Annotated in this window: 28 protein-coding genes; 15 read left to right on the plus strand and 13 right to left on the minus strand. The window is 41.4% G+C overall.

Features of this window, described 5'->3' with window-relative positions; genetic code table 11:
- Position 1 precedes the first annotated feature (1 nt).
- A complete protein-coding gene (locus tag ACWIUE_RS07860) occupies positions 2–946 on the plus strand; it encodes a DMT family transporter (protein ID WP_454136171.1) in 945 nt (314 codons plus the stop codon).
- Here the strand turns inward: ACWIUE_RS07860 and ACWIUE_RS07865 are convergent.
- Together ACWIUE_RS07865 and ACWIUE_RS07870 are read right to left on the minus strand one after the other, a co-directional pair.
- Positions 941–1,234: a type II toxin-antitoxin system RelE family toxin gene (locus ACWIUE_RS07865; RefSeq protein WP_454136172.1), complete on the minus strand. Its 294-nt coding sequence runs from the start codon at positions 1,232–1,234 to the stop codon at positions 941–943. The two genes, ACWIUE_RS07860 and ACWIUE_RS07865, sit on opposite strands and share 6 nt — an antisense overlap.
- On the minus strand, positions 1,224–1,544 hold the full coding sequence (locus ACWIUE_RS07870; protein ID WP_454136173.1) for a hypothetical protein: 321 nt from the start codon (positions 1,542–1,544) through the stop codon (positions 1,224–1,226). The genes ACWIUE_RS07865 and ACWIUE_RS07870 overlap by 11 nt, the downstream gene beginning before the upstream one ends.
- 95 nt (positions 1,545–1,639) lie before the next feature.
- Here ACWIUE_RS07870 and ACWIUE_RS07875 point away from each other — a divergent pair, with 95 nt between their 5' ends.
- Positions 1,640–2,395, plus strand: a complete 756-nt coding sequence (locus ACWIUE_RS07875; RefSeq protein ID WP_454136174.1) for a TSUP family transporter — start codon at positions 1,640–1,642, stop codon at positions 2,393–2,395.
- Here the strand turns inward: ACWIUE_RS07875 and ACWIUE_RS07880 are convergent.
- Genes ACWIUE_RS07880 through ACWIUE_RS07895 form a run of 4 tightly spaced genes read right to left on the minus strand, consistent with a single transcriptional unit; the run spans position 2,392 to position 4,768 of the window.
- The gene (locus ACWIUE_RS07880; RefSeq protein WP_454136175.1) at positions 2,392–2,928 is read right to left on the minus strand and encodes a phosphatase PAP2 family protein; all 537 of its coding nucleotides are present in this window, start codon (positions 2,926–2,928) and stop codon (positions 2,392–2,394) included. The genes ACWIUE_RS07875 and ACWIUE_RS07880 overlap by 4 nt on opposite strands.
- A gap of 38 nt (positions 2,929–2,966) precedes the next feature.
- Positions 2,967–3,149, minus strand: coding sequence for a hypothetical protein (locus ACWIUE_RS07885; RefSeq protein ID WP_454136176.1), 183 nt, complete (start codon positions 3,147–3,149; stop codon positions 2,967–2,969).
- On the minus strand, positions 3,146–4,303 hold the full coding sequence (alr, locus tag ACWIUE_RS07890) for an alanine racemase (RefSeq protein WP_454136177.1): 1,158 nt from the start codon (positions 4,301–4,303) through the stop codon (positions 3,146–3,148). Before alr ends, ACWIUE_RS07885 begins: the two co-directional genes overlap by 4 nt.
- Before the next feature lie 24 nt (positions 4,304–4,327).
- Complete coding sequence (locus ACWIUE_RS07895; RefSeq protein ID WP_454136178.1) at positions 4,328–4,768, minus strand: GatB/YqeY domain-containing protein; 441 nt, start codon at positions 4,766–4,768, stop codon at positions 4,328–4,330.
- 73 nt (positions 4,769–4,841) lie between these two features.
- Between ACWIUE_RS07895 and ACWIUE_RS07900 the strand changes: the two genes are divergently transcribed.
- Genes ACWIUE_RS07900 through ACWIUE_RS07910 form a run of 3 tightly spaced genes read left to right on the plus strand, consistent with a single transcriptional unit; the run spans position 4,842 to position 7,228 of the window.
- Positions 4,842–5,546 (plus strand): flagellar basal body L-ring protein FlgH, encoded by a 705-nt coding sequence (locus ACWIUE_RS07900; protein WP_454136179.1) that lies wholly within the window; start codon positions 4,842–4,844, stop codon positions 5,544–5,546.
- A 27-nt stretch (positions 5,547–5,573) separates the two neighbouring features.
- Complete coding sequence (pseF, locus tag ACWIUE_RS07905) at positions 5,574–6,260, plus strand: pseudaminic acid cytidylyltransferase (RefSeq protein ID WP_454136180.1); 687 nt, start codon at positions 5,574–5,576, stop codon at positions 6,258–6,260.
- Between the two features lie 26 nt (positions 6,261–6,286).
- Positions 6,287–7,228, plus strand: a complete 942-nt coding sequence (locus ACWIUE_RS07910; protein WP_454136181.1) for a hypothetical protein — start codon at positions 6,287–6,289, stop codon at positions 7,226–7,228.
- On the opposite strand, the gene ACWIUE_RS07915 is transcribed toward ACWIUE_RS07910, so the two are convergent.
- From ACWIUE_RS07915 to bcp, 6 genes are all read right to left on the minus strand, one after another.
- A complete protein-coding gene (locus tag ACWIUE_RS07915; protein WP_454136182.1) occupies positions 7,147–7,410 on the minus strand; it encodes a hypothetical protein in 264 nt (87 codons plus the stop codon). The genes ACWIUE_RS07910 and ACWIUE_RS07915 overlap by 82 nt on opposite strands.
- A gap of 348 nt (positions 7,411–7,758) precedes the next feature.
- The gene (locus ACWIUE_RS07920) at positions 7,759–8,190 is read right to left on the minus strand and encodes a cupin domain-containing protein (RefSeq protein ID WP_454136270.1); all 432 of its coding nucleotides are present in this window, start codon (positions 8,188–8,190) and stop codon (positions 7,759–7,761) included.
- A 104-nt stretch (positions 8,191–8,294) separates the two neighbouring features.
- Positions 8,295–9,362, minus strand: coding sequence for an aldo/keto reductase (locus ACWIUE_RS07925; protein WP_454136183.1), 1,068 nt, complete (start codon positions 9,360–9,362; stop codon positions 8,295–8,297).
- A gap of 212 nt (positions 9,363–9,574) precedes the next feature.
- Positions 9,575–10,090, minus strand: a complete 516-nt coding sequence (locus ACWIUE_RS07930) for a threonine/serine exporter family protein (protein WP_454136184.1) — start codon at positions 10,088–10,090, stop codon at positions 9,575–9,577.
- Between the two features lie 2 nt (positions 10,091–10,092).
- The gene (locus ACWIUE_RS07935; RefSeq protein WP_454136185.1) at positions 10,093–10,923 is read right to left on the minus strand and encodes a threonine/serine exporter family protein; all 831 of its coding nucleotides are present in this window, start codon (positions 10,921–10,923) and stop codon (positions 10,093–10,095) included.
- 17 nt (positions 10,924–10,940) lie between these two features.
- Positions 10,941–11,459 carry a thioredoxin-dependent thiol peroxidase gene (bcp, locus tag ACWIUE_RS07940; protein WP_454136186.1) on the minus strand — a complete coding sequence of 173 codons (519 nt, stop codon included), beginning with the start codon at positions 11,457–11,459 and terminating at the stop codon, positions 10,941–10,943.
- 188 nt (positions 11,460–11,647) lie between these two features.
- Between bcp and ACWIUE_RS07945 the strand changes: the two genes are divergently transcribed.
- The 5 genes from ACWIUE_RS07945 to ACWIUE_RS07965 all read left to right on the plus strand — a co-directional run bounded on the left by ACWIUE_RS07945 (position 11,648) and on the right by ACWIUE_RS07965 (position 15,171).
- Entirely contained in the window at positions 11,648–11,827 is a 180-nt protein-coding gene (locus tag ACWIUE_RS07945) for a hypothetical protein (protein WP_454136187.1), read from the plus strand.
- Positions 11,828–11,909: 82 nt separating this feature from the next.
- Positions 11,910–12,734 carry a Fic family protein gene (locus ACWIUE_RS07950; protein ID WP_454136188.1) on the plus strand — a complete coding sequence of 275 codons (825 nt, stop codon included), beginning with the start codon at positions 11,910–11,912 and terminating at the stop codon, positions 12,732–12,734.
- Positions 12,735–12,744: 10 nt separating this feature from the next.
- Complete coding sequence (gene coaBC, locus ACWIUE_RS07955; protein WP_454136189.1) at positions 12,745–14,094, plus strand: bifunctional phosphopantothenoylcysteine decarboxylase/phosphopantothenate--cysteine ligase CoaBC; 1,350 nt, start codon at positions 12,745–12,747, stop codon at positions 14,092–14,094.
- Positions 14,091–14,807, plus strand: a complete 717-nt coding sequence (locus ACWIUE_RS07960; RefSeq protein ID WP_454136190.1) for a hypothetical protein — start codon at positions 14,091–14,093, stop codon at positions 14,805–14,807. The genes coaBC and ACWIUE_RS07960 overlap by 4 nt, the downstream gene beginning before the upstream one ends.
- 88 nt (positions 14,808–14,895) lie before the next feature.
- Positions 14,896–15,171 (plus strand): DUF362 domain-containing protein, encoded by a 276-nt coding sequence (locus tag ACWIUE_RS07965; RefSeq protein ID WP_454136191.1) that lies wholly within the window; start codon positions 14,896–14,898, stop codon positions 15,169–15,171.
- A gap of 34 nt (positions 15,172–15,205) precedes the next feature.
- Here ACWIUE_RS07965 and ACWIUE_RS07970 read toward each other — a convergent pair whose 3' ends face one another.
- Positions 15,206–16,318: a hypothetical protein gene (locus ACWIUE_RS07970; RefSeq protein WP_454136192.1), complete on the minus strand. Its 1,113-nt coding sequence runs from the start codon at positions 16,316–16,318 to the stop codon at positions 15,206–15,208.
- 67 nt (positions 16,319–16,385) lie between these two features.
- Here ACWIUE_RS07970 and ACWIUE_RS07975 point away from each other — a divergent pair, with 67 nt between their 5' ends.
- The 5 genes from ACWIUE_RS07975 to ACWIUE_RS07995 are packed head-to-tail and all read left to right on the plus strand — an operon-like array spanning position 16,386 to position 20,476.
- On the plus strand, positions 16,386–17,081 hold the full coding sequence (locus tag ACWIUE_RS07975) for a triose-phosphate isomerase (protein ID WP_454136193.1): 696 nt from the start codon (positions 16,386–16,388) through the stop codon (positions 17,079–17,081).
- 4 nt (positions 17,082–17,085) lie between these two features.
- On the plus strand, positions 17,086–17,916 hold the full coding sequence (gene fabI / locus ACWIUE_RS07980) for an enoyl-ACP reductase FabI (protein ID WP_454136194.1): 831 nt from the start codon (positions 17,086–17,088) through the stop codon (positions 17,914–17,916).
- 2 nt (positions 17,917–17,918) lie between these two features.
- Complete coding sequence (locus ACWIUE_RS07985) at positions 17,919–18,071, plus strand: hypothetical protein (protein WP_454136195.1); 153 nt, start codon at positions 17,919–17,921, stop codon at positions 18,069–18,071.
- A 6-nt stretch (positions 18,072–18,077) separates the two neighbouring features.
- Positions 18,078–18,950, plus strand: coding sequence for a carbon-nitrogen hydrolase (locus ACWIUE_RS07990; protein ID WP_454136271.1), 873 nt, complete (start codon positions 18,078–18,080; stop codon positions 18,948–18,950).
- Positions 18,950–20,476: an MATE family efflux transporter gene (locus tag ACWIUE_RS07995; RefSeq protein WP_454136196.1), complete on the plus strand. Its 1,527-nt coding sequence runs from the start codon at positions 18,950–18,952 to the stop codon at positions 20,474–20,476. Before ACWIUE_RS07990 ends, ACWIUE_RS07995 begins: the two co-directional genes overlap by 1 nt.
- Positions 20,477–20,512 lie beyond the last annotated feature (36 nt).

Genomic DNA, 20,512 nt, shown 5'->3' on the forward strand with positions numbered 1-20,512 from the left:
CGTGGCTGTAAATCTAGCGCGAATCCAAAGCGCAAAGCACAAATCTAAAATGCAAAAAACTTTTATTTTTTTACTATTTGTCGCAATGTTTTTTTGGGGGCTTTCGTGGCCCATATCCAAAATCCTATCATCAACTCATTCGCCTTTTATCGTGGCATTTGGGCGATTTGCGCTTGTGGCAGTGTGCCTACTGCCTATCATAAAATATTTGGGTTTAAGCCTAAAAGTCCCACGCTCTTGCTTTGTGCGACTTGGCGCAAATATCGCTTCAAACGCGCTTTATTCGCTTGTATTTTTCTACGCGATAAATTTAGGCAACGCAGGGAGCGCAGGTGTGATAACCACGACTTTATCGCCTATTTTGGCGACTTTGTTAAGCGTGGTAATTTTTGGCGCAAAACTCAGCAGATTGGAGTGCATAGGGCTTGGAATCGGGCTAATATCGGGTGTTTTCTTTATCTCTGGTAAGGGTGCGATTTTTGATTCATTTAATCTATTTTTTATGTTGGCGGCGTTTTTGTGGGCGTGTGTAACTTTAAGCGTCCGCAAACTTCCGCTCCACCCGCTTGTGATAAATTTTTATAGCGCGTTTTTTAGTGCGGTGCTGTTTGTGCCATTTTTGCAAAGCGCGGATTTTGCGATATTTAGCGAGGGCGAATCGCTTGGATTTTTGCTAATTATCGCGCTTTTATCCACCGTCTTTGGCACAAGCATTTATTACAAAGGCATTGAAGTGGTAGGCATTACCAAAAGCGCAAGTTTCACGCTACTTGTGCCGTTTTTTGCGGTGCTTTTGTCATTTATCATTTTGGGCGAAAAGCCAGAGATTAGCACGGCAATCGGCGGTATTTTGGCAATCATCGCCATTTATCTAATCAGCCTTTATAATAAAAAGCATTTTAGATTTTTGGGACGATTTTTGCGCACTTTGCGGGATAAATCATAGTCCTTTATAAGTGCCATCATCACGCTTGGCGATTTTGATGATTTGGATAATTTTGTAAGTGCCATTTTCGATAATGCCTATAATGCGATATTCGCCCACGCGCCACCGATAGCGATTATCATCAAAGCCCTGCAAACGCTTCGCATTTGGCAAAAGGTGCGGATTTTTGGCGTTTGAGAGCTTGCTATCTAAAAACTCGATAATCCGTAAATGTGCTTTTGGCGCGGATTTTTGCAGTTTTGATAGGGCTTTATCAGCTTTTTTATCTACAATTATTTCAAAATTCATCGCCATAATCCCTATTTATTTCTTCGTCTAACTCTCTCTCAATCTCTGCTAATTCTTGCGGAGTGAGCGTCTTTTTATACTCCATTGCTAACTTGTAAGATTGTGTTTCTTTTAGTGGCACAAACTCATATTTTGGCTCAAAGCTATCTTTGATTTTCGCCTTTAAAAACGCTATCAAATCCCGCGTATCGCTTAACTTTTGATTTGTCCGCTCCATAATATCGCGCTCTTTTTTCTCCGCATTTAATAGCGAGTTAAAAAGCTGTTTTTGCGACATACGCGCATATTTTTCATAATTTATACTTGCCATTTTTTGTCCTTAAAGTTAAAATTTCGCAAAATTATAGCAAAAGTTTTAATGTAGATTCTGCGATTCGCAGAATCTAGCGCACACAAAGGACAAAAATGGATTTTGATTTGAATATAACCACTATTTTAATTTTAAGCGTGGTGGCGTTGGTGGCGGGATTTGTCGATAGTATCGCAGGTGGTGGCGGAATGATAACAATCCCCGCGCTAATGTTTGCAGGAATCCCGCCACACGAAGCACTTGGCACAAACAAATTTCAGGCGGTTTTTGGCTCTTTTAGCGCGACTTTGCATTTTTGGCGCAAGGGATATTTGCAATGGCGAAAATGCGCACTTTTTGCTACCTTTGCCTTTGTATTTGCGCTAGGCGGGACACTTGCGGTGCAAGTGATAAACGCGGATATTTTACGCAAGGCAATCCCATTTTTGCTAATGTTTTTCGCGCTGTATTTTCTTTTTTCGCCAAAAGTGAGCGAAGAATCAAACAAAGCGCGAATCGGCAAAATCGCACTTGCCTTTATCATCGGGATAGTTGGCTTTTATGATGGATTTTTTGGACCGGGCACAGGCTCGTTTTTGATGATTGCGCTAATCTCACTTGGTGGCTTTGGCATAAAAGACGCCCTAGCACAGGCAAAACTCTACAACTTCGCCACGAATTTTGCCTCCGTGCTTGCGTTTGCGGTATTTGGACATATTATATTTGCGCTTGCTGCGGCGATGGCAGTGGGGCAAATCATCGGCGGATATTTGGGCGCGAAAATGGCACTAAAATACGGCATAAAAATCATAAAACCACTTGTTGTCGCCGTATCATTCGCAATGTGCGTGAAATTGCTATTTTTTAGCTAGATTCTGCGATTTTGCAAAAATTTAATCACAAAATAACTTATAAAAAATCCAATAATCCCCCCACAAATTACCTGCAAAATCGTGTGATACTCGCTATAAATGCGCGAAATCCCGACAAGAGTGGCAAGGCAAAAAAGCAATATTTTCCATCGCAGATGAAAATACACAAAGGCAAACGCCACCGCGATAAACGCACCTTGTGTGTGTCCGCTTGGAAAGCCCTTGTATTCGTCATTTATGGGACGCCGTGCAAAGCTCAAAATCTCCGCCACATCGTAATTTGCCACCATATACGAAATACCAAATTTTGCCACATACACGACTAAACTGCTGATTAAAATAGCAAAAATCAACTCTTTTAATTTCTCAAAATCTCTTTCATAAAATGGCGCAAAAGCGCACAAAATAGGCAAGATGAAGCGAAAAATATCTCCATAAATCTTAAAGTCCCACGCAATTAGCGCGATTGCGGTGAGTATTAGCGCGATAAATGCCACGATTTGGGCGATATTTTCTATTTTTGAATTTGGCATAATGCAACCTTTAAAAAACTCATAAAAAATCTAAAAAGTCAAAATTGTAGCGAAAACATAATATTTTTTCGCAAAATCGCAGAATCTCGCACGAAAAAATCATAAAAAATCATAAATCTTTCGCAGATTCTGCGTTTTTCGTGCGATTCGCAGAATCTATCGTATGGATTGCCACGACTTGCAAACAAGTCTCGCAATGACGAATCCCGCGAAAGAATCAAAGAGACAACGCGCCTTTATAAATTCTTGGCACTCTATTTGACACCGCGCAAATTATTTCATAACTTATCGTGCCGATTTTTTGCGCTAACTCATCTGCGCTAATCTCATTGCCCCATTCATCAACGCCAAAAAGCACCGCACTATCGCCGATTTGCGCGTCTTTAATGTCGCTAATATCCACGCACAGCTGGTCCATACACACGCTACCTACGACTTTTGCGCGAATCCCGCGAATCAAAACTTCGCCTTTATTTGAGAGAAGTCTGCTATATCCATCGGCGTAACCTGCGCAAATCGTGGCGATTCGCATAGTTTTTGGCGTGATAAATGTCCGCCCATAGCTTATCGCGCAGTCTTTTGGAAGCGTTTTGATATGCACCACACGGGCTTTTAGGCTTAATACAGGTTTTAGATTCACGGGTAGTGCAGGAAGTGGAGAGATACCATAGCTCACAATCCCCACGCGCACCATATCAAAAATGCCTTGCGGATAGCTGAAAATCCCCGCAGAGTTTGAGCAGTGTCGCATAAAGCCCTTAATCCCACGCGATTCTAACGCTTTCACAAAGTCGCAATATCGCGCCACCTGCATTTGCGTGTAGCCTAAATCCGCCTCATCTGCGCTTGAAAAATGCGTGAAAACCCCTGCGATTTGGATATTTGGCAGTTTTGAGATAGATTCGATAATATTTAGCGAATCATCTGTATTTAATTCATCGCACAAAAAGCCGATTCGCCCCATTCCTGTGTCGATTTTGATATGAATGTGTGCGGTTTTGTTTTGCCTTTGTGCTTCGCGTGAGATTGATTTGGCAATGTCCTTGTGATAGACGCAAAGCTCGATGTTATGCGCGATTGCGGTGTTTAGCAACTCTTTTGGCGTGTAGCCTAAAATTAAGATTTTTGCCTCTGGCAGGGCTTCTCGCACGATTAAGGCTTCGTCCATTCTAGCCACGCCAAGCGCATAAACTCCGCATTTATACGCGATTTTTGCAATCTCTGCGATTCCGCAACCATAGGCGTTTGCTTTGATGACTGCTAGGATTTTCGCACTAATCGGCAAATGCGCTTTGATTTGCGCCAAATTATGCGCGTAATTTGCTAAATTTACCTCCGCAAAGCAAAAGGATTCGCACTCCCCAAAATCCGCCATTTTAGCCCCCAAATTAGCCTAAAATCAGCCTAACAACTCTTTTGCAATTTTTGCGATTTTTGCGCCATCTGCCACGCTTTGCAATGACTTACACGCGCCCATTACCTTGCCTAAATCTTTTGCGCTATTTGCGCCCACATTTTTGATAATTTCAGCGATTTTTGTGCGCAATTCATCATCGCCAAGCTGTTTTGGCAAATATTGCAAAATAATTTCTAATTCGCCCTTTTCTTTTGCCACCAAATCATCGCGTTTCGCGCTCTCATAAGCCGCAATCGAATCTAATCGCTGTTTTTTTGCGCCAAGCAAAATTTTCATCACGCCTTCATCGTCCAAACTCACGCGCTTATCGACTTCTACTTGCTTAATCCCCGCATTTATAAGGCGAATCGTATCGCGCCTAAAAATGTCATTTTCTTTCATCGCAGACTTCAAATCCGCGCTTAATCGCTCTTTTATCGTCATCGTAACAATCCTTTTTTGGAATAAACTTTGCTTTAAAAATGCGCGAATTATACCAAAAATTTAAGGCGATTTTATGAAAAAGATTTTTTTGTTTGTGTGTGCGAATCTTGCGCCATTTGCGCTGTTTGCCGACCCGATTATGGATTTTTCTCCGCCAAAATATGTCGAAGAGTTGCCCGAAAAAGATTTTATCGAAGAGTTTCCCAAACTTGGTTCGCTATTTGGGCAAGGTGAGCGTCCTATGTTTGCCGATAGACGCGCTATGCGGGTAAATGACATTTTGCTAGTGCTAGTTGATGAGAGTTCAAGTGCGAGTTTTAACACGCAAAAGGCATACACGGGCAATCAAAACGGCACACTTACCGCGCCTAGCGTGGATTATACGGGCAATGACGCCCAAATCGCGCAAAATATCAACTCTTTCAAAGATGGCAGTGCGTTTAATATGAATTTAGCAAATTCTGCGACAAATTTCAGCGGTGGCGGTTCGCAAAACCGCACGGAGCGCGTGAATTTTGAGCTTATGGCGCGAGTGATAAAGGTGCTAGAAAACGGCAATTATTACATTGAGGGGACGCGCCAAATTATGGTGGATGGCGAAAAAAAGGTGATGCTTTTAAGTGGCGTGATTCGCCCCTATGACATTACTTCAAACAATACGATTGCTTCGCGCTACATTTCTGAGCTGAAACTAAACTATACAAGCGAGGGCGATATAAGCGATAAGAGGCACAAAAATTGGGGGAGCAAAGAGATTGAAAACGCGTGGCCTTATTAGCAAAAATCTTGCGTTAGAGATTTGCTGATGAATCTCGCCATAATCCCAGCGCGGGGCGGAAGTGCGCGAATCCCGCGTAAAAATATCAAAGATTTTTGCGGCAAACCCATCATCGCATATTCGATTAAAGTAGCACAAGATTCGCAAATCTTTGATAAAATCATCGTTAGCACCGATAGCGCGGAGATTGCGCAAGTCGCGGTGGATTTTGGCGCGGAAGTGCCACATTTGCGCGAATCTTTTTGCGATGATTTTGCTACGACTTTGGAGGTTTTGGCTTACGAAGCGAATCGCCTAAATTTGCAAAAAAATGACAATATTTGTTGCATTTATCCCACTGCGCCGTTGCTAAAAGTGGATTTTTTAAAAAAAGGCTTTGAGAAATTTTTGCAAAATCAAAAATCTTATATTTTTAGCGCGTGTGAGTATAATGCAAATCCATTGCGAAGCTTTTTTGTGAGAGATGACAAGATTCAAATGTTAGCCGAGAGATTCGAGCTTACGCGTTCGCAAGATTTAGAAGCATTGTATTATGATGCGGGGCAGTTTTATTTTGGAAGTGCGGAAAATTTCTTATCAAAAAAGCCTATTTTTAGCGAGGATTCGCGCATTATTAAAATCCCGCAGATTTTTGTAGCGGACATAAATACTCCTAGCGATTGGGAAATCGCCGAGCTAAAATACAAGATTTTGGCTGATTCGCACAAGATTTAGGCGAGTTTTTAAGGCAGGGCAACAAAATGAGCGCGTTAAAGGCAGTGATTTTCACAGAAGCGGGGAAAAACTTTGGCTTGGGGCATTTGAGTCGTTGCATTGCGCTAAAAAGCTATCTACAAAACGCGGATTTTGCGGTGGAGATTTATAATAGGGGCGATTATGAGAGCGCAAATGCGACAAATGCAAATTGGCTAGAAAATCCGCACGATTTGATAAAAAATGCCGTGCTAATCGTGATAGATTCCTACTACGCGCCCTTTGAATTTTATGCTTTTGCATTGCAAAATGCCAAAATTTGCGTTGCGCTAGATGATTTTAGTCGAATAGCCTATCCAAAGGACTGCATTATCCTAAATCCCGCGCTAAACGCAAAGCGACTTTACAATGACAAAATCCAAAATGAGATTTTTGCGGGGGTGGAATATGGGCTACTTAGAAAAGAATTTCGTAGCGTAGAGCCAAAAAAAATTAGCAAAGAAATAAACAAAGTGCTAATCACGCTAGGTGGCAATGACTTTGCAAACAACACGCAAAAAGCCCTTGACATCGTGCAAAAAGAGCTGTCATACTCGCAAATCAGTGTCGTTTTGCCACGATATTATGAACCGCTAAATTGTGGCTTTGGGACGCAAATACACGCGAATCTATCCGCAAGAGAGCTAAAAGATTTAATGATTGAGAGCGACTTAATCATCTGTGGCGGGGGCGTAACGGCGGTAGAAGTGCAATCCACGCGCACCCCAAGTATCGCGCTTGAAATCGCGCCCAACCAAAGCTATCAATTAAGGCAGTGGCAAAAAGTAGGACTGCGAATAGCCCAAAATCCTTATGCCCTAAAACCGCTCATCAAATCGCTTGTCCGCTTAAAGGATAGAAACAAAGTCTATAATTTGCTAAACAAAGTCGCCATCGGCGCGGAATTGCCAAAATTTGTAGAAATGCTAAAAAAGCGCGTTTTGGCGTGATTATGCGAATCTAAATGCGCGTGAAAATCGCGTGAAATTCGCAGAATCTTATTAAAATTCGCAGAATCTAGCGTAGATTCTGCGAATCGCACAAAAACGCAGAATCTAAAATAGAGATTCTTTGCTTTGTGCTTCGATAAGAATGGCAAAATCAAGGTAGATTCTGCATTAAATTTTGTCATTGCGAAGCGCGTGAATGAAACGAAAACAACGAAGCAATCTATTTCAGCGACTTATGAATCTTATGCGAATTTCTTACTTTGTGCGAATCTAAATGTAATAATTTATCGATTCGCATATTTATCATAGCGCGAATCTAGCTTTTAGATTCGCGTGATTTGGATGGTTGCTTCACTTCGTTCGCAAAACGAAGTTTCTTTAGTAAATCCTACGGATTGCTTCGCCTTGCTGTCGCAAGGACTCGCAATGACGATTGGTGGCGATTCGGCGTGGATTGCTTTGCGCGAATTTGCGATTCGCCTTGCAATGACACCTCTTTTTTATTTTAGATTTGCGCAAATCGCACGAATCTACTTCGCCTTTTTTAGCGCGTTTTTGTATTCCTCATCGCTTAGCTTTTCTAGCCACACGACATTTTGCCCGTCTTTTACGCCTGTAAGCGCGATATGTGCGCCATTCTGCTTGTCAGTCGCGCCGTGCCAATGCTTCAAATCAGGCGGACAGAGGATTGTATCGCCCTTGTGTGCGAGTTGCACCACGCCATTTTCCGTGCCTGTGATGATTGTGCCTTCTGTAACGATTAGCGTTTGTCCCGCAGGGTGTGTATGCCACGCGCTCCGCGCACCTTTGCTAAACTCTACCAATCCCCCGCCAAACGCACGATAAGGCGCGTCTTTAAAAAGCGTTGTTACTTTGACTTTGCCACTGAAAATCTTATCGCTGCCTTCAAATCCGCCCAAACTCCCCGCTTTGACTAGCTCTTGTTCGCTCGCATTTACCATACTCAAACCTCCCAAAATCACGCATAGCGCGATAGATTTTGCTATTTTTTTCATCTTTTATCCTTTCAAATTAAAAATTATACAACTTTCATCAAACAAAATCCCTATCGCGTAAAGTTCTCCCCTGCTGTGCGCTCGTTAAACCACTTGATTCGTGCGGGGTCTTGATGGTCTAGCAAGGGTTTGCCTGTCTCTAATTTGGCGATTTTTGCCATATCTGTGCTTGTTAGCTCAAAGTCAAAAATAGCTAGATTCTCTCGCATTCTCGTGGGCTTCGTAGTCTTTGCAACGCTAATAATGCCTCGCTGATAAATCCAGCGCAAAATCACCTGCGCCACGCTCTTTTTGTGTGCTTTGGCGATTGTGCTTAAAACTTTGTCATTCAAAATATTGTCCCGCGCCTGTTTTAGCGGACTAAACGCCTCCATTTGAATGCCTAATTCTTTTAGATTTTGCAATGCTTTTTCATTTTGAAAATGCGGATGGCACTCGATTTGATTGACTGCTGGTTTGATTTCGTTGTTTTGCACGAAGTCCATAATCCGCGCGGGATTAAAGTTGCTAACGCCGATGGCGCGGACAGCTTTGTCTTTGTAAAGCGCACTCATCGCCCTCCACGCGCCGTAAGTGTCATTTACGGGCTGGTGGATTAGGTATAAATCCGCGTAGTCGATTTTGAGCTTTTTTAGGCTCTCAAAGTAGGCTTTTCCCGCCAAAGCTTCGTTTGCGTAGGGGCGAAAAAGTTTGCAAGTGATAAATAATTCATCGCGTTTTACCCCTGTGGCTTTGAATGCGTAGCCTATGGCTTCCTCGTTTGCGTAGCTTTGTGCGGTGTCAAATAATCGATAACCCGCTTCTAGCGCGTCCTCTACGGCTTTTTGCGTGGCTTTGGCATCGCCAAGTTTGAGTGTGCCAAATCCCACTGCTGGCATTACAACGCCGTTATTTAGCGTGAATGTGGGGATTTTTGCGGGGTTTTTAGTCGAATCTGTGTTTAGATTCGCGCCCTTTAAATCCGCGCTTTTCGCACTTGAATCGCTTGAATCCGCGCTCTTTGCCAAAAGAGTTGAATTGCCAAATGTCGCTAATGCGCCCAAAGCTACGCTCATTTTCGCGCTATTTTTGATAAATTCGCGCCTTTGCAAATCGCCTGTCAATGTTACATTTTTCATTTTTTATCCTTTTAAAATTAAATTTGTGGCGTTTAGATTCGCAGTTTTGATTTGGCGATTCGCGCCTATTTTGCGCAATATTATCGCAAATCGAAATGCAAACCCAAAATCCACGATTGAAATTATAAAACATTAGAGTAGCTCTAAGTCAAGGGGCGAATCGCAAAAATTTATAAAAAATCGCAAATTTTAGATTCGCACTTACGAATCCCTCACAGCCCCTTTAAGTTCTCATTTACGCTTTTGCGTGTCATCATAAAGCTCTGTTCATAAAAGATTACCAAGCTTATCGAAATGCCTACGGCGATGGCAAGAGAGACGGAGAAAGTGGTGATTAGATTATTTGTGATTTGGACTAAAAGGCGTCCTTGCGCTTCTAAATCGCCCTCGCTTGAAAAGTTAGCGATGGATAATATCGTGCGGTAGGCATACATACCCGGTATCATTGGCAAAATCGCGGGGAAGGTGATAATTTCAGTGGGCGTTTTTAGGCGTTTGGCGAGCATCATACCAAGTATCCCGATGATAAATGCAGCGCAAAATGTCGCACTTGTGATGTCAAATCCGCTTTTTTGTAGGTAGAATCTCGCGCCGTGCGCCACTGCTGCAAGTAGCGCGGAGACAAAAATCGTCCGCATAGGCGGATTACACCCGTAGGCAAATCCAAGTCCCGCCACCGCGGCAAATCCCGCGTCAATTAGCGAATTTATAAGCAATGCGCTATCCATTTTCAATACTCCATCGGTAGCTTTGAGAAGCTAAGCGTGGCGTATAATCCCACAGCTATGCAAGATATAAGGATTGTCACGCGGATTAGGCGAGAGAGTCCATTTAGCGAGTGCCCGTCCAAAATGTCGATAACGCCGTTGATTAGGTAAATGCCCGGGATTAGAAATAGCACACTGCTACCGATTGCGACATCTGGCTTGCTTGTAAGTCCCATCACTCCGCCAAAATAGGCAATCATCGATGCCACAAACGCGCACAGCACGAAAATTATGCGTGAATCGATTTTCATTTTTACCAAAATATGGCGCACCAAAACGCCAATAAAAGTCGATACAAAAATCACGCCAACCGCCCCAAAGTCCCCGCCAAAAATCCTGCAAAACGCCGCAAATGCGAAGCTTGACAAAATCAAATTGCCAAAAAATCCATAGCGTTTTTGGCGCATTATCCGCTCGAAGTTCGCTTTTAGTGCCTCAAATGTGATTTTATCATCATAGGCGTGCCACGAAAGTGCGGAGAGTGCGGAGATTTTATTAAAGTCAAGTGCCAAATCGCTGTATCCACGCACGAAAGTTTTGCTTTTGGTGTAGTTATCGTGCGCTAAAATGCTGATATTTATGGTGTGTGAGAAAATGGCAATATGCACATCGTAGCCAAACGCCTGTCCTATGCGCTTTGCGCACTTCTCCACGCGCGAAGTGTAAGTGCCGATGGATAGCATCGCCAAAGTGTAATCCATCAAAAACTCCGCGAGTGCCTGAATCTCGGCACTTTTTGCGTGAAATTCGGGTGCTTTTGGCGTGTAAAATTTTGTGAATTTATTAAAGTGCATTGTGCGTAAAATCGCCTTTATTTCGTGCTTTTTATGCTTTTTTTGCTTGGATTCGCAGAATCTGTGGCAGATTCTGCGATATTTTTAAGCGATTCAAGCACTTTTTGTGCGTGATTTGCGGCTTTGACATTATAAAATGCCTTTAAAATAATGCCATCTTTTATGATAAAAGTTGAGCGGATAATGCCTTCGTATTCTTTGCCGTAATTCTTTTTTAATCCCCACGCGCCGTAAGATTCGGCGATTTTGTGGTTTTCATCGCAAAGCAAGTTTATTTTTAGATTTTCTTTTACGATGAATTTTTGGTGCGATTGCTCGTTATCTGGGCTAACGCCTAAAATCTCCGCGCCTAGTTTGCCAAACTCCGCGCTTAGCGCGCTAAAATCATTTGCCTCAATCGTGCAACCCTTTGTCATATCTTTTGGATAAAAATACAAAATGACAAATTTGCCTTTGAAATCGCTAAGTTTAACTTTTTTGCTATTTTGATTTGTGGTGGTAAAATCTGGGGCTTTTGTAGTTGCTTCTAATCTCATTTTTGCGTCCTTTCAATTTATAAATCGCAGAATCTTTAAAAATGAAATTTTAGCGAAAAATTTAGTAAAATCGCGCTATTTTTTTGTAGATTCACACAGAATTTTGTGGCTTTTGAAACTAAAATTTTTGTGATTTTTGAATCGCAAAAACGCGCTCAAAGAAACAAGACGAAATTTTTTGCGCTTGTGTGTTAGCGATAGTGGGAATCTCGTGCGTAGTGGGCTTTTTGGTGTATTTTGGGCTTTCATTTTTGCTAATTTTGCCACGAATCTTTGGCGTAAATGGCGTATTTTTGGTGGGATTTTTCGCTGAAATTTGCGTGGTAATATTAAGTGTGATTTTGCTAAAAAAGTGCTTGCGATTTTAGAGCCGAATCTTTCACTTAAAATTCGCAGAATCTACAAATCAAAATATGATATAATGCCACATTCAACAAAAAAAGGCAGATTGTGGAGAAGCAAGAGCACGCGATTATTGATAACGAAAACTTGCCCTACAAAAAGGAAAATGTAGAAATAGGCGTGGGATTAAACAAAGTCGATAATCTAATGCCTTCAAAATATTTCTACACCGCCATCGCTCAATCAAATACATATAATGAAATCGAAAGCCAATTGCAGGCATATTACGCCACGCAAAATTTAAGCGATATGGCGATTTGCAATGAGAAGCAATGCGATTTGGTATCCATAAGAATTGCCAAAATGCTTGATGAAAATCACTTCATTTTATCGCCTGCCACGCTAAAAGTCATTCACAAAAAACTATTTAGCGGTATTTTTACAAAAATAGATGAAAAATATGTCGGCAATTTTAGAGACTTTAATATCGCAAAAAAAGAAGCGATTTTAGGCGATAAATCCGTGCATTATGGCAATTATGATGAAATAATAGAATATTTAAATTATGATTTTAGCGCAGAAGCAAATAAAAATTACGCACTTATCAAAAAAGAGCAATGGAGCAAAAATATCGCGCATTTTATCGCTAATATTTGGCAGATTCACCCATTTGCAGAGGGCAACACGCGGACAATCGCGGTATTTACCATCAAATATTTGCGAAGCAAGGGGATTTTATGTGATAATGCGATATTTAAAGAGCACTCAAAATATTTTAGAAATGCCCTTGTGATGGCAAATTATAGCGATATTCAAAAAGGCATCGCCCTAAATAAAGTGTATTTAGAGAGCTTTTTTAAGAAACTTATTGAAAATCCATCATTGAAATTAGAGCCAATGCCACAAAATATCGCAGAATCGCAAAATTTATAAGGGGTAAAATATGAATCTATTAAATGGCAAACGCATTTTACTGCTTGTAAGCGGGGGGATTGCGATTTACAAGTCGCTTGATTTAATCAGTGCGCTTAAAAAAGAGGGCGCAGAGATTTTTGTGGTGATGAGCGAGGAAGCCACAAAATTCATCGCTCCGCTCACATTTGAGGCGATGAGTGGCAACAAAGTCCTTTGCAAATCAACCGAATCTTTCCCCCAAATATCGCATATCTCTTATGCAAATCTCGCTGACATCGCAATTTTAGCCCCTGCAAGTGTGAATAGTATCGCCAAACTCGCACACGGAATCGCCGATAGCTTGATAATCGAAACACTTTTGGCGTGTAAATGCGCCGTTTTTATCGCTCCAAGCGCAAATGTAAATATGCTTAAATCTGCGCAAAATAGGGCAAATATGGATTCGTTGCAACAAATGGGCTACCACATAATCCCGCCCCGCACTAGCCTTTTGGCGTGTAATATCATCGCAAATGGCGCGATGGCGGAGGTTTGCGAAATCATATTTCATCTAAAACGCGCTTTTTGCGCTCAATCAAACGGCGATTTTTGGCGTGATAAAAATGTCATAATATCAGGTGGCGGGAGCGTAGAGAAAATCGATGCGATTCGCCATATCTCAAATGATTCAAGTGGCAAACAAGCGTCAAATTTGGCTTTGGCGTTTTATTTTTTGGGCGCAAATGTGAGTTTAATCGCATCACAATTTCCGCTAAATCTCCCGCTAGGCGTGAAAAAAATCGCTGTGAAAAGTAGTGCGGAGTTTCAAAATGCGATTGAAGCGGAGTTAGATTCGTATGCGAATCGCACAAAAAACGCAGAATCTGCTCCATTTTGTCATTTTGAGCGTAGCGAAAAATCTCAAAATAGAGATTCTTCGATTGCTTCGCAATCTCAGAATGACAAAAATCAAAACGCAGAATCTAAAAACACAATTTTCATTTCAGCTGCGGCAATTAGCGATTATGTAGTGGCGCAACCTGCGCAAGGCAAGTTAAAAAAAGAGCAAATCGGCAAAGAGTGGGATTTGCATTTAATTCAAAATACTGATATTTTAGCGCAGATTTCTGGCAAATTTGGCGATTCGTGCTATATTGTGGGATTTAAGGCAGAATCAAACGCAGATTCTGCGATTTTAAATGCCCAAAAAATGCTTGATACAAAGGGTTGCGATATGGTGGTGCTAAATGTGATTAGCGAATCTAATCAAATCGGCAGGGATAGCAATGAAGTGCGCATTTTCACACGCGAGTCTAGCGCAAAAATCCCACAAGATTCAAAGCTAAATATTAGCTTTAAAATCGCGCAAAATATCGCCAAAAATCTTGTAAAAAAATGATTCAAAAGATTTTAAACATCGCCAAAATCGCCCAAACAACGCAAAATAATAGCATTAAAAATTTCAACACCACGCTCCCATTGCTTTTAGAAATCTTGCAAAAAACGCAAAAAGGATTTTTATTAAAACTCGGCAACACCACAATAGAGGCAAAAAGCAATGCAAATTTGCAACTTGGCGCGAAATATTGGGCGATTGTGAGAGACTCGGGCGGTGAGTTGCTGATTTCAAAGCTAAAAATGCGCCCCAAAATCGCAGAATCTGCCAAAAATTCGCCCATTTTTTTCACGCCAAAAGATTTGGAGGCGATGGCAAAAAATGCGGATTTCGTGCGAGAATTTAGGGATAAATTGATAGATTCTGCGCTAAATACGCATTTAAAAGATGAGTTTGATTTCATCTCAAACTCGCTGTATGCGCTAAATCAGGGCATTTTAAATCTTGTGATAAAAGAGCAAAATCGCCACATTTTACTCCAAATAAAAAGGCAAAAAAACGAGCAAATTACCTTCTGCGCGGTGTTTCATAATTTGGGGATTGTAAGCGGAAGCATTTATAAAAATAAGATTTTGCATCTAAGCGTGAATTACGAAAATGTCAAAAAACTGCTAGAAAAAAATACATATAAATTAGATTTTAGCGAGGTTAATATCGCAGTGCGGGACAATTCGGTGCTTTATGAGATGATGGAAGATTTGTTTATACAAGCATAAAATTTGCAAAATTTATGGTATTTTTTGCAAAAAACACACTAAAATTTCAACTTGGCTTTTGCCAAAATTTAAATTTAAGGGAGATATGATGGCTGTTTTGATTACGGATATTTGCATTTCGTGCGGTTCGTGCATTGATGAGTGTCCTGTGAGTGCGATTGTCGATGATGATGATAATCCCACAGGCGAGGGCATTTACTATGTGTATGGCGATAAATGCGTGGAGTGCGTAGGGCATAATGACGCCCCAGCGTGCGCCACTGCGTGCCCGACTGATGGGTGCATCGTGTGGAGTGCGCTAGGAAGCACAAATCGCGATGATATTGGCGAAAATATGCGAGGTGGCGACACCGCCTGCGTGTAATTTTAAGTGCGCTATTTGTCCGCAAGTAGCGCATTCAAAGTATATTTTTCACACTCCCACTACCCACAAATCGCTTCTCTACGCCACCTACGCTGTAAATTAGCTCTAATTTATGAGCGATTTTGCTATCTTTTGCCTTATTTTGTATCGCCAAAAGTGCGGTGTTTTTTACTATAATTTTGTCATTTATGATGATTTCGTTGTTTGAATCAAATGTAGATTCTGCGTTTTGTGCTTTTAGATTGCTCTTTATGCTGTGTAAAATAACTTGTATTTTTTGCAAGTTTGTGATTTCTATATTTTCGCCACTAAATGCGATTTTTAAATCCGCATTTGCATAGTTGATTTCTGGCGCACCGATGAGAAAAATATCATTTATGAAAACCTTTGAATCTATAAAAATTTTGCCCTTAATATTTGTGCTTAAAAAAATATTTTCAAAAAAATAACTTATAAAAAATCGCATTTTGTTTAGTTTTATTTCAAGCGATCTTTGAATATTATCGCTTAGATTTGAGCGATTATAATATCGCTTGAAAATATCGCGCACAGGGGCAGATTCAGCGATATTGTCAAAATCATAAATGCCATTTTCAAAGAGCACTTCAAAAATATGCCGTTTTGAATCGATGATATTTTCACTCGCAATCTCGCAAATAAGGGACTTTATCGCGCTTTCAATCTCCCATTTCAAATCTTCATCAAATACCTCGCCCACAAACTCCACATTGCAAATCGCATTTTGCATTTTTAGCTTGTAAAGCATCGCAGAATCTACGATTTTCTCCCTAAATTGCGCGATTTTAGCGTGAATCGCACTTGCAATTTCGCTCAAATTATTCTCCAAAATTAACTCGACAAATCTATAAGTATCAAGCTCAAAATCGCCCTTGAAATAGGCAGATTCTGCGTTTTGTGGATAAAAGATAAACTCATCATTTTCAAATCCCACTTTTACCACTTCATCGATGATAACCTCGCTAAATGCGATATTTTCGCTATGTGAAATGTGAAAAATATCGCCATTCACAAAATACGCAAAAAACAGCGGGTTTTCAACCTCACACACGCTAAAATCGGGCATTTTGTTTGGGATAATTGTTTGGAGCGTTTTTTTAAGATTTTTTTTAAATTTTTGATAGAGCATTTTTTGCGTGAAATCCTTAAATATTTTTGTTAAAATTCTACAATTTTTTTATTAGGATTTTAGAAAAATGAAAATCATCGCTGGTAATTTTAAGAGCAACAAAAATCGTGCCGATTCGATTGGCTACCTAAATGCGCTGGATTCGCGCCTAAATTCGGCGACAAAAGAGCTTTTGGATTCGCGAAAAATTTATATTTTTCCTGCGATTACTTCGCTTGTGGCAAATGATTTTGCGAATCTTACGCTTGGCGCACAAAACGCGCATTTTGCCGAAGGCGGCGCATTTACGGGCGAAATATCGCTTTGCCATTTGAGCGAATTTCACATAAAAACGATTTTAATCGGGCATAGCGAACGGCGGACGCTTTTTGGTGAAAGCGATGAAGTTGTGGCAAAGAAATTTGCGTTTTTTGCAAAGCAAAATTTTGAGATTTTTCTTTGTGTGGGGGAAAATTTGGCGATTCGCCAATCCAATAAAACAAAAGATTTTTTGCGCTCACAGCTTGAAAAAATAGATTTAGATTATCCAAATCTAATCATCGCCTATGAGCCGATTTGGGCGATAGGCACGGGACAAAATGCAAGTTTGGAGCAGATTAGCGAAGTCTATGAATTTTTGCAAAATATCGCCAAAAAGCCCATTCTTTACGGCGGGAGCGTAAATGCAAACAATGCAAAAGAGATAATATCCGCGACAGACGGCGTTTTGGTGGGTGGTGCTAGTTTGGAAGTAGAGCATTTTTATCAAATCATAAGGAGTTAAGATAATGCAAGGGAATATTTTAGAAGGCAAAAAAGGGCTAATTGTAGGCATCGCAAACAATAAGTCCATAGCCTATGGCATAGCGAAATCTTGCCACGAGCAAGGGGCAAGTCTAGCATTCACTTTTATGAATGACAGCATAAAAAAGCGCGTAGAGCCGATAGCTACGGAGTTTGGTAGCGATAAGATTTATGAGCTAGATGTGGGGAATGAATCGCATTTTGGCGCGTTGCGTGAGAGTTTGAAAAGAGATTTTGGGAAAATCGACTTTATCGTGCATAGCGTGGCTTTTGCGCCAAAAGAGGCGTTAGATGGCGAGTTTTTGGCGACTTCAAAAAGTGCGTTTAACACGGCGATGGAGATTTCTGTGTATTCGCTTGTGGAGCTTGTGCGCGAAATGCTGCCTATTATGAACGAAAATGGCGCGATTTTGACACTCAGCTATTTGGGAGCGCAAAAATATATCACACATTACAATGTGATGGGCGTGGCAAAGGCTGCGCTTGAATCATCTGTGCGATATTTGGCTTATGAGTTGGGTGAACGCGGGATTCGCATAAATGCCATTTCTGCGGGTCCCATTCGCACTTTGGCGGCAAGTGGAATTGGCGATTTTAGAATGATTTTAAAGTGGAATGAAATAAATGCGCCACTCAAAAAAAATGTCGGCATTAGCGAAGTTGGCGATTCGGCTATGTATTTGCTATCCCCGCTTTCAAGCGCGGTTACGGGCGAAGTGCATTATGTCGATTGCGGATATAGCATAATGGGAATGGCTGCCACAGAGGAAAAAGACGGCAAAATCCACATAGCGTGGGAAAATAAGGGAGAATAAAAATGAGCGATTTTGACGAAAACGAAAATGTTGGCGAAGAGGACTTTGATGAGGACTTTGACTTTGATGAGTTAGATGACTTTGAAGATGATGAGGATTTCGACTACGATGAGGACGATTACACTTACAGCGATGATGATTACGAGGATGAGTAGGCGATGATAGAACTCGCGTTAATTCAGCACAGCTTCAAAGGCGAAGCGACAAATGACTTCATCGCAGAATCTATCGCCAAATCCGCAGAATCTGGCGCGAATTTAGTCGCATTGCAAGAGTTGCATTCATTTGAGTATTTTTGCCAAAGCGAAAATGTCGAGTTTTTCAAATACGCAGAATCTTTTGAGAGCCAAAAGGCATTCTTTGCAAAACTCGCAAAAGCGCATAAAGTCGTGCTTGTCACTTCGCTCTTTGAAAAGCGTGCGGCGGGGCTTTATCACAATACTGCGGTGGTGTTTGACAAAGATGGTAGCATAGCAGGGCAGTATCGCAAAATGCACATCCCCGATGACCCAAGCTTCTATGAGAAATTTTACTTTACACCCGGTGACAATGACTTTGCGCCGATTAAAACTTCGATTGGTAAAATCGGCGTGTTAATTTGCTGGGACCAATGGTATCCCGAAGCGGCGCGTTTGATGGCGTTGGGCGGGGCGGAGATTTTGATTTATCCTACCGCAATCGGGTGGGATTTGAGCGATTCAGATGACGAGAAAAAAAGGCAACTAAATGCGTGGATTGCGGTGCAAAGGGGACACGCTATTGCAAATGGCATTTTTGTTTGTGCGATAAATCGGCACGGGATTGAAACGCAGAATCTACCGAATAACACGCAAAGTGCGATAAATTTTTGGGGGCATAGCTTTGCCTTTGGACCGCAGGGCGAAGAAATAGCGATGGCGAGTGCGGATAAAGATGAGATTTTACGCATTTGCATTGATAGGCGAAGAATCTCACAAGTCCGCAATATCTGGCCCTTTTTGCGCGATAGAAGGATTGAATATTATCATAATTTGACAAAACGATTTATTGACTAATGCCACGCAAAAAAATCGCAGAATCTAAAGCAATTCGTCTCTTACGCAACCTTCGCGGGAGCTTGAAAAATTCTCGCTTAATGGACTTTATGTCCTATTTTCGCTCGAATTTTTCAGCGCAACCCACGAATCTCGCGCAAGATACTAGAATTGCAAATGATTTAATTACAGATTCTGTGAATCAAATGCAAGATTCACCCAATCGCGCAAATTTCGCACACTCCACCTTCAAATCTCGCGCACGCAAAATCCTTCGAATCGCCATCCCTGCGGGACTAAACTCGCTTTTAGACATCGCAAACATCATCATCGGCATATTTTTGATGGGGCAGCTCTCGCAGTTTCACATCATCGCCGTAGGACTTGGATTAAACTTCTTTATGATGCTTTTTGCCATCACAAATATCTTTTTTGTCGGCACAAATGCGCAAATTTCGCGCCTTTATGGAATGGGTGATTTTAGCGGGATTTGCGCGGTTTTATCAAGTATGTTTTTTGGCGTGTGTTTGCTGTCGCTACCGATTTTTTTAGTCGCCGATTCGCTTCAACGCACCTATTTTGAGTGGATTGGCGTAGATGGCACTTCGCAGATTTTAGGCGAGATTTTCACTACCATCATCATCGCCACAATCCCCGCAGTCCTACTTCGCACAATCATCATCGCCGCATTTAACGCCATTGGCAACACAAAAACGCCCTTTTACATAAAGATTTTCACCACCGCGCTAAATATCGCGCTAAATTTGGTGCTGATTTTTGTCGCAAATCTCGACATCGTAGGCATTGCGCTTGCAAATCTCATCACGGCGTATATGGAGTTTTTGATTTTACTATGCCTCTTAGCGCGGAAAAATGCGGTGCTAAAACTGCGCTACACGCTAAAATGGCGACTTTTCAAAAAAGGACTAATCATCGGCGTGCCAATCGGCGTTGAACGCGCATTCACCATCATTTCGCTAATGCTAATCGCCAAATTTGTCGCAAACTACGGGAGCGACTATCTCGCAGGACTTCAAATCGGCAGTCGAATCGAATTTATCGCAATAATGCCATCATTTGGATTCGTAGTCGCTTCGATGGCACTCACAGGGCAGTTTTTAGGCGCGGGGAGAGCGGATATGGTGCGAAAATATATCCACACCACAATCATTTTGGCGTCTGCATTTATGGGCGTTATGGGGATTTTGATGGTTGCCTTTGGCGGGGGATTGAGCGCGTTTTTTAGCGATAGAAGCGAAGTGATTTATAGTAGTTATTTGTATTTAGTGTGCGTGGGATTGTCGCAAATCCCGCTTGTGTTTATCTTTGTCATCGATGGGGCGTTTCGCGGGGCGGGGGCGACAAAAATCTCGCTTTTTGTAAATACGACTTGTATTTGGATTTTACGAATCTTGCCAATGTATGTTTGTTTAATGCTAAAAATGCCTATCCTTGCGATATATCTCATTATTTTGATTGAGACATTTTTGCGTGGATTTGTGTTTTTTTATATTTTTAGAAAATATTTTGGCAGGATTTTTAGGTAGCGATTTTGCTAAAATTTGATTTTTAAATATATGGAG

This window comes from Helicobacter sp. 23-1045 (assembly GCF_053654655.1).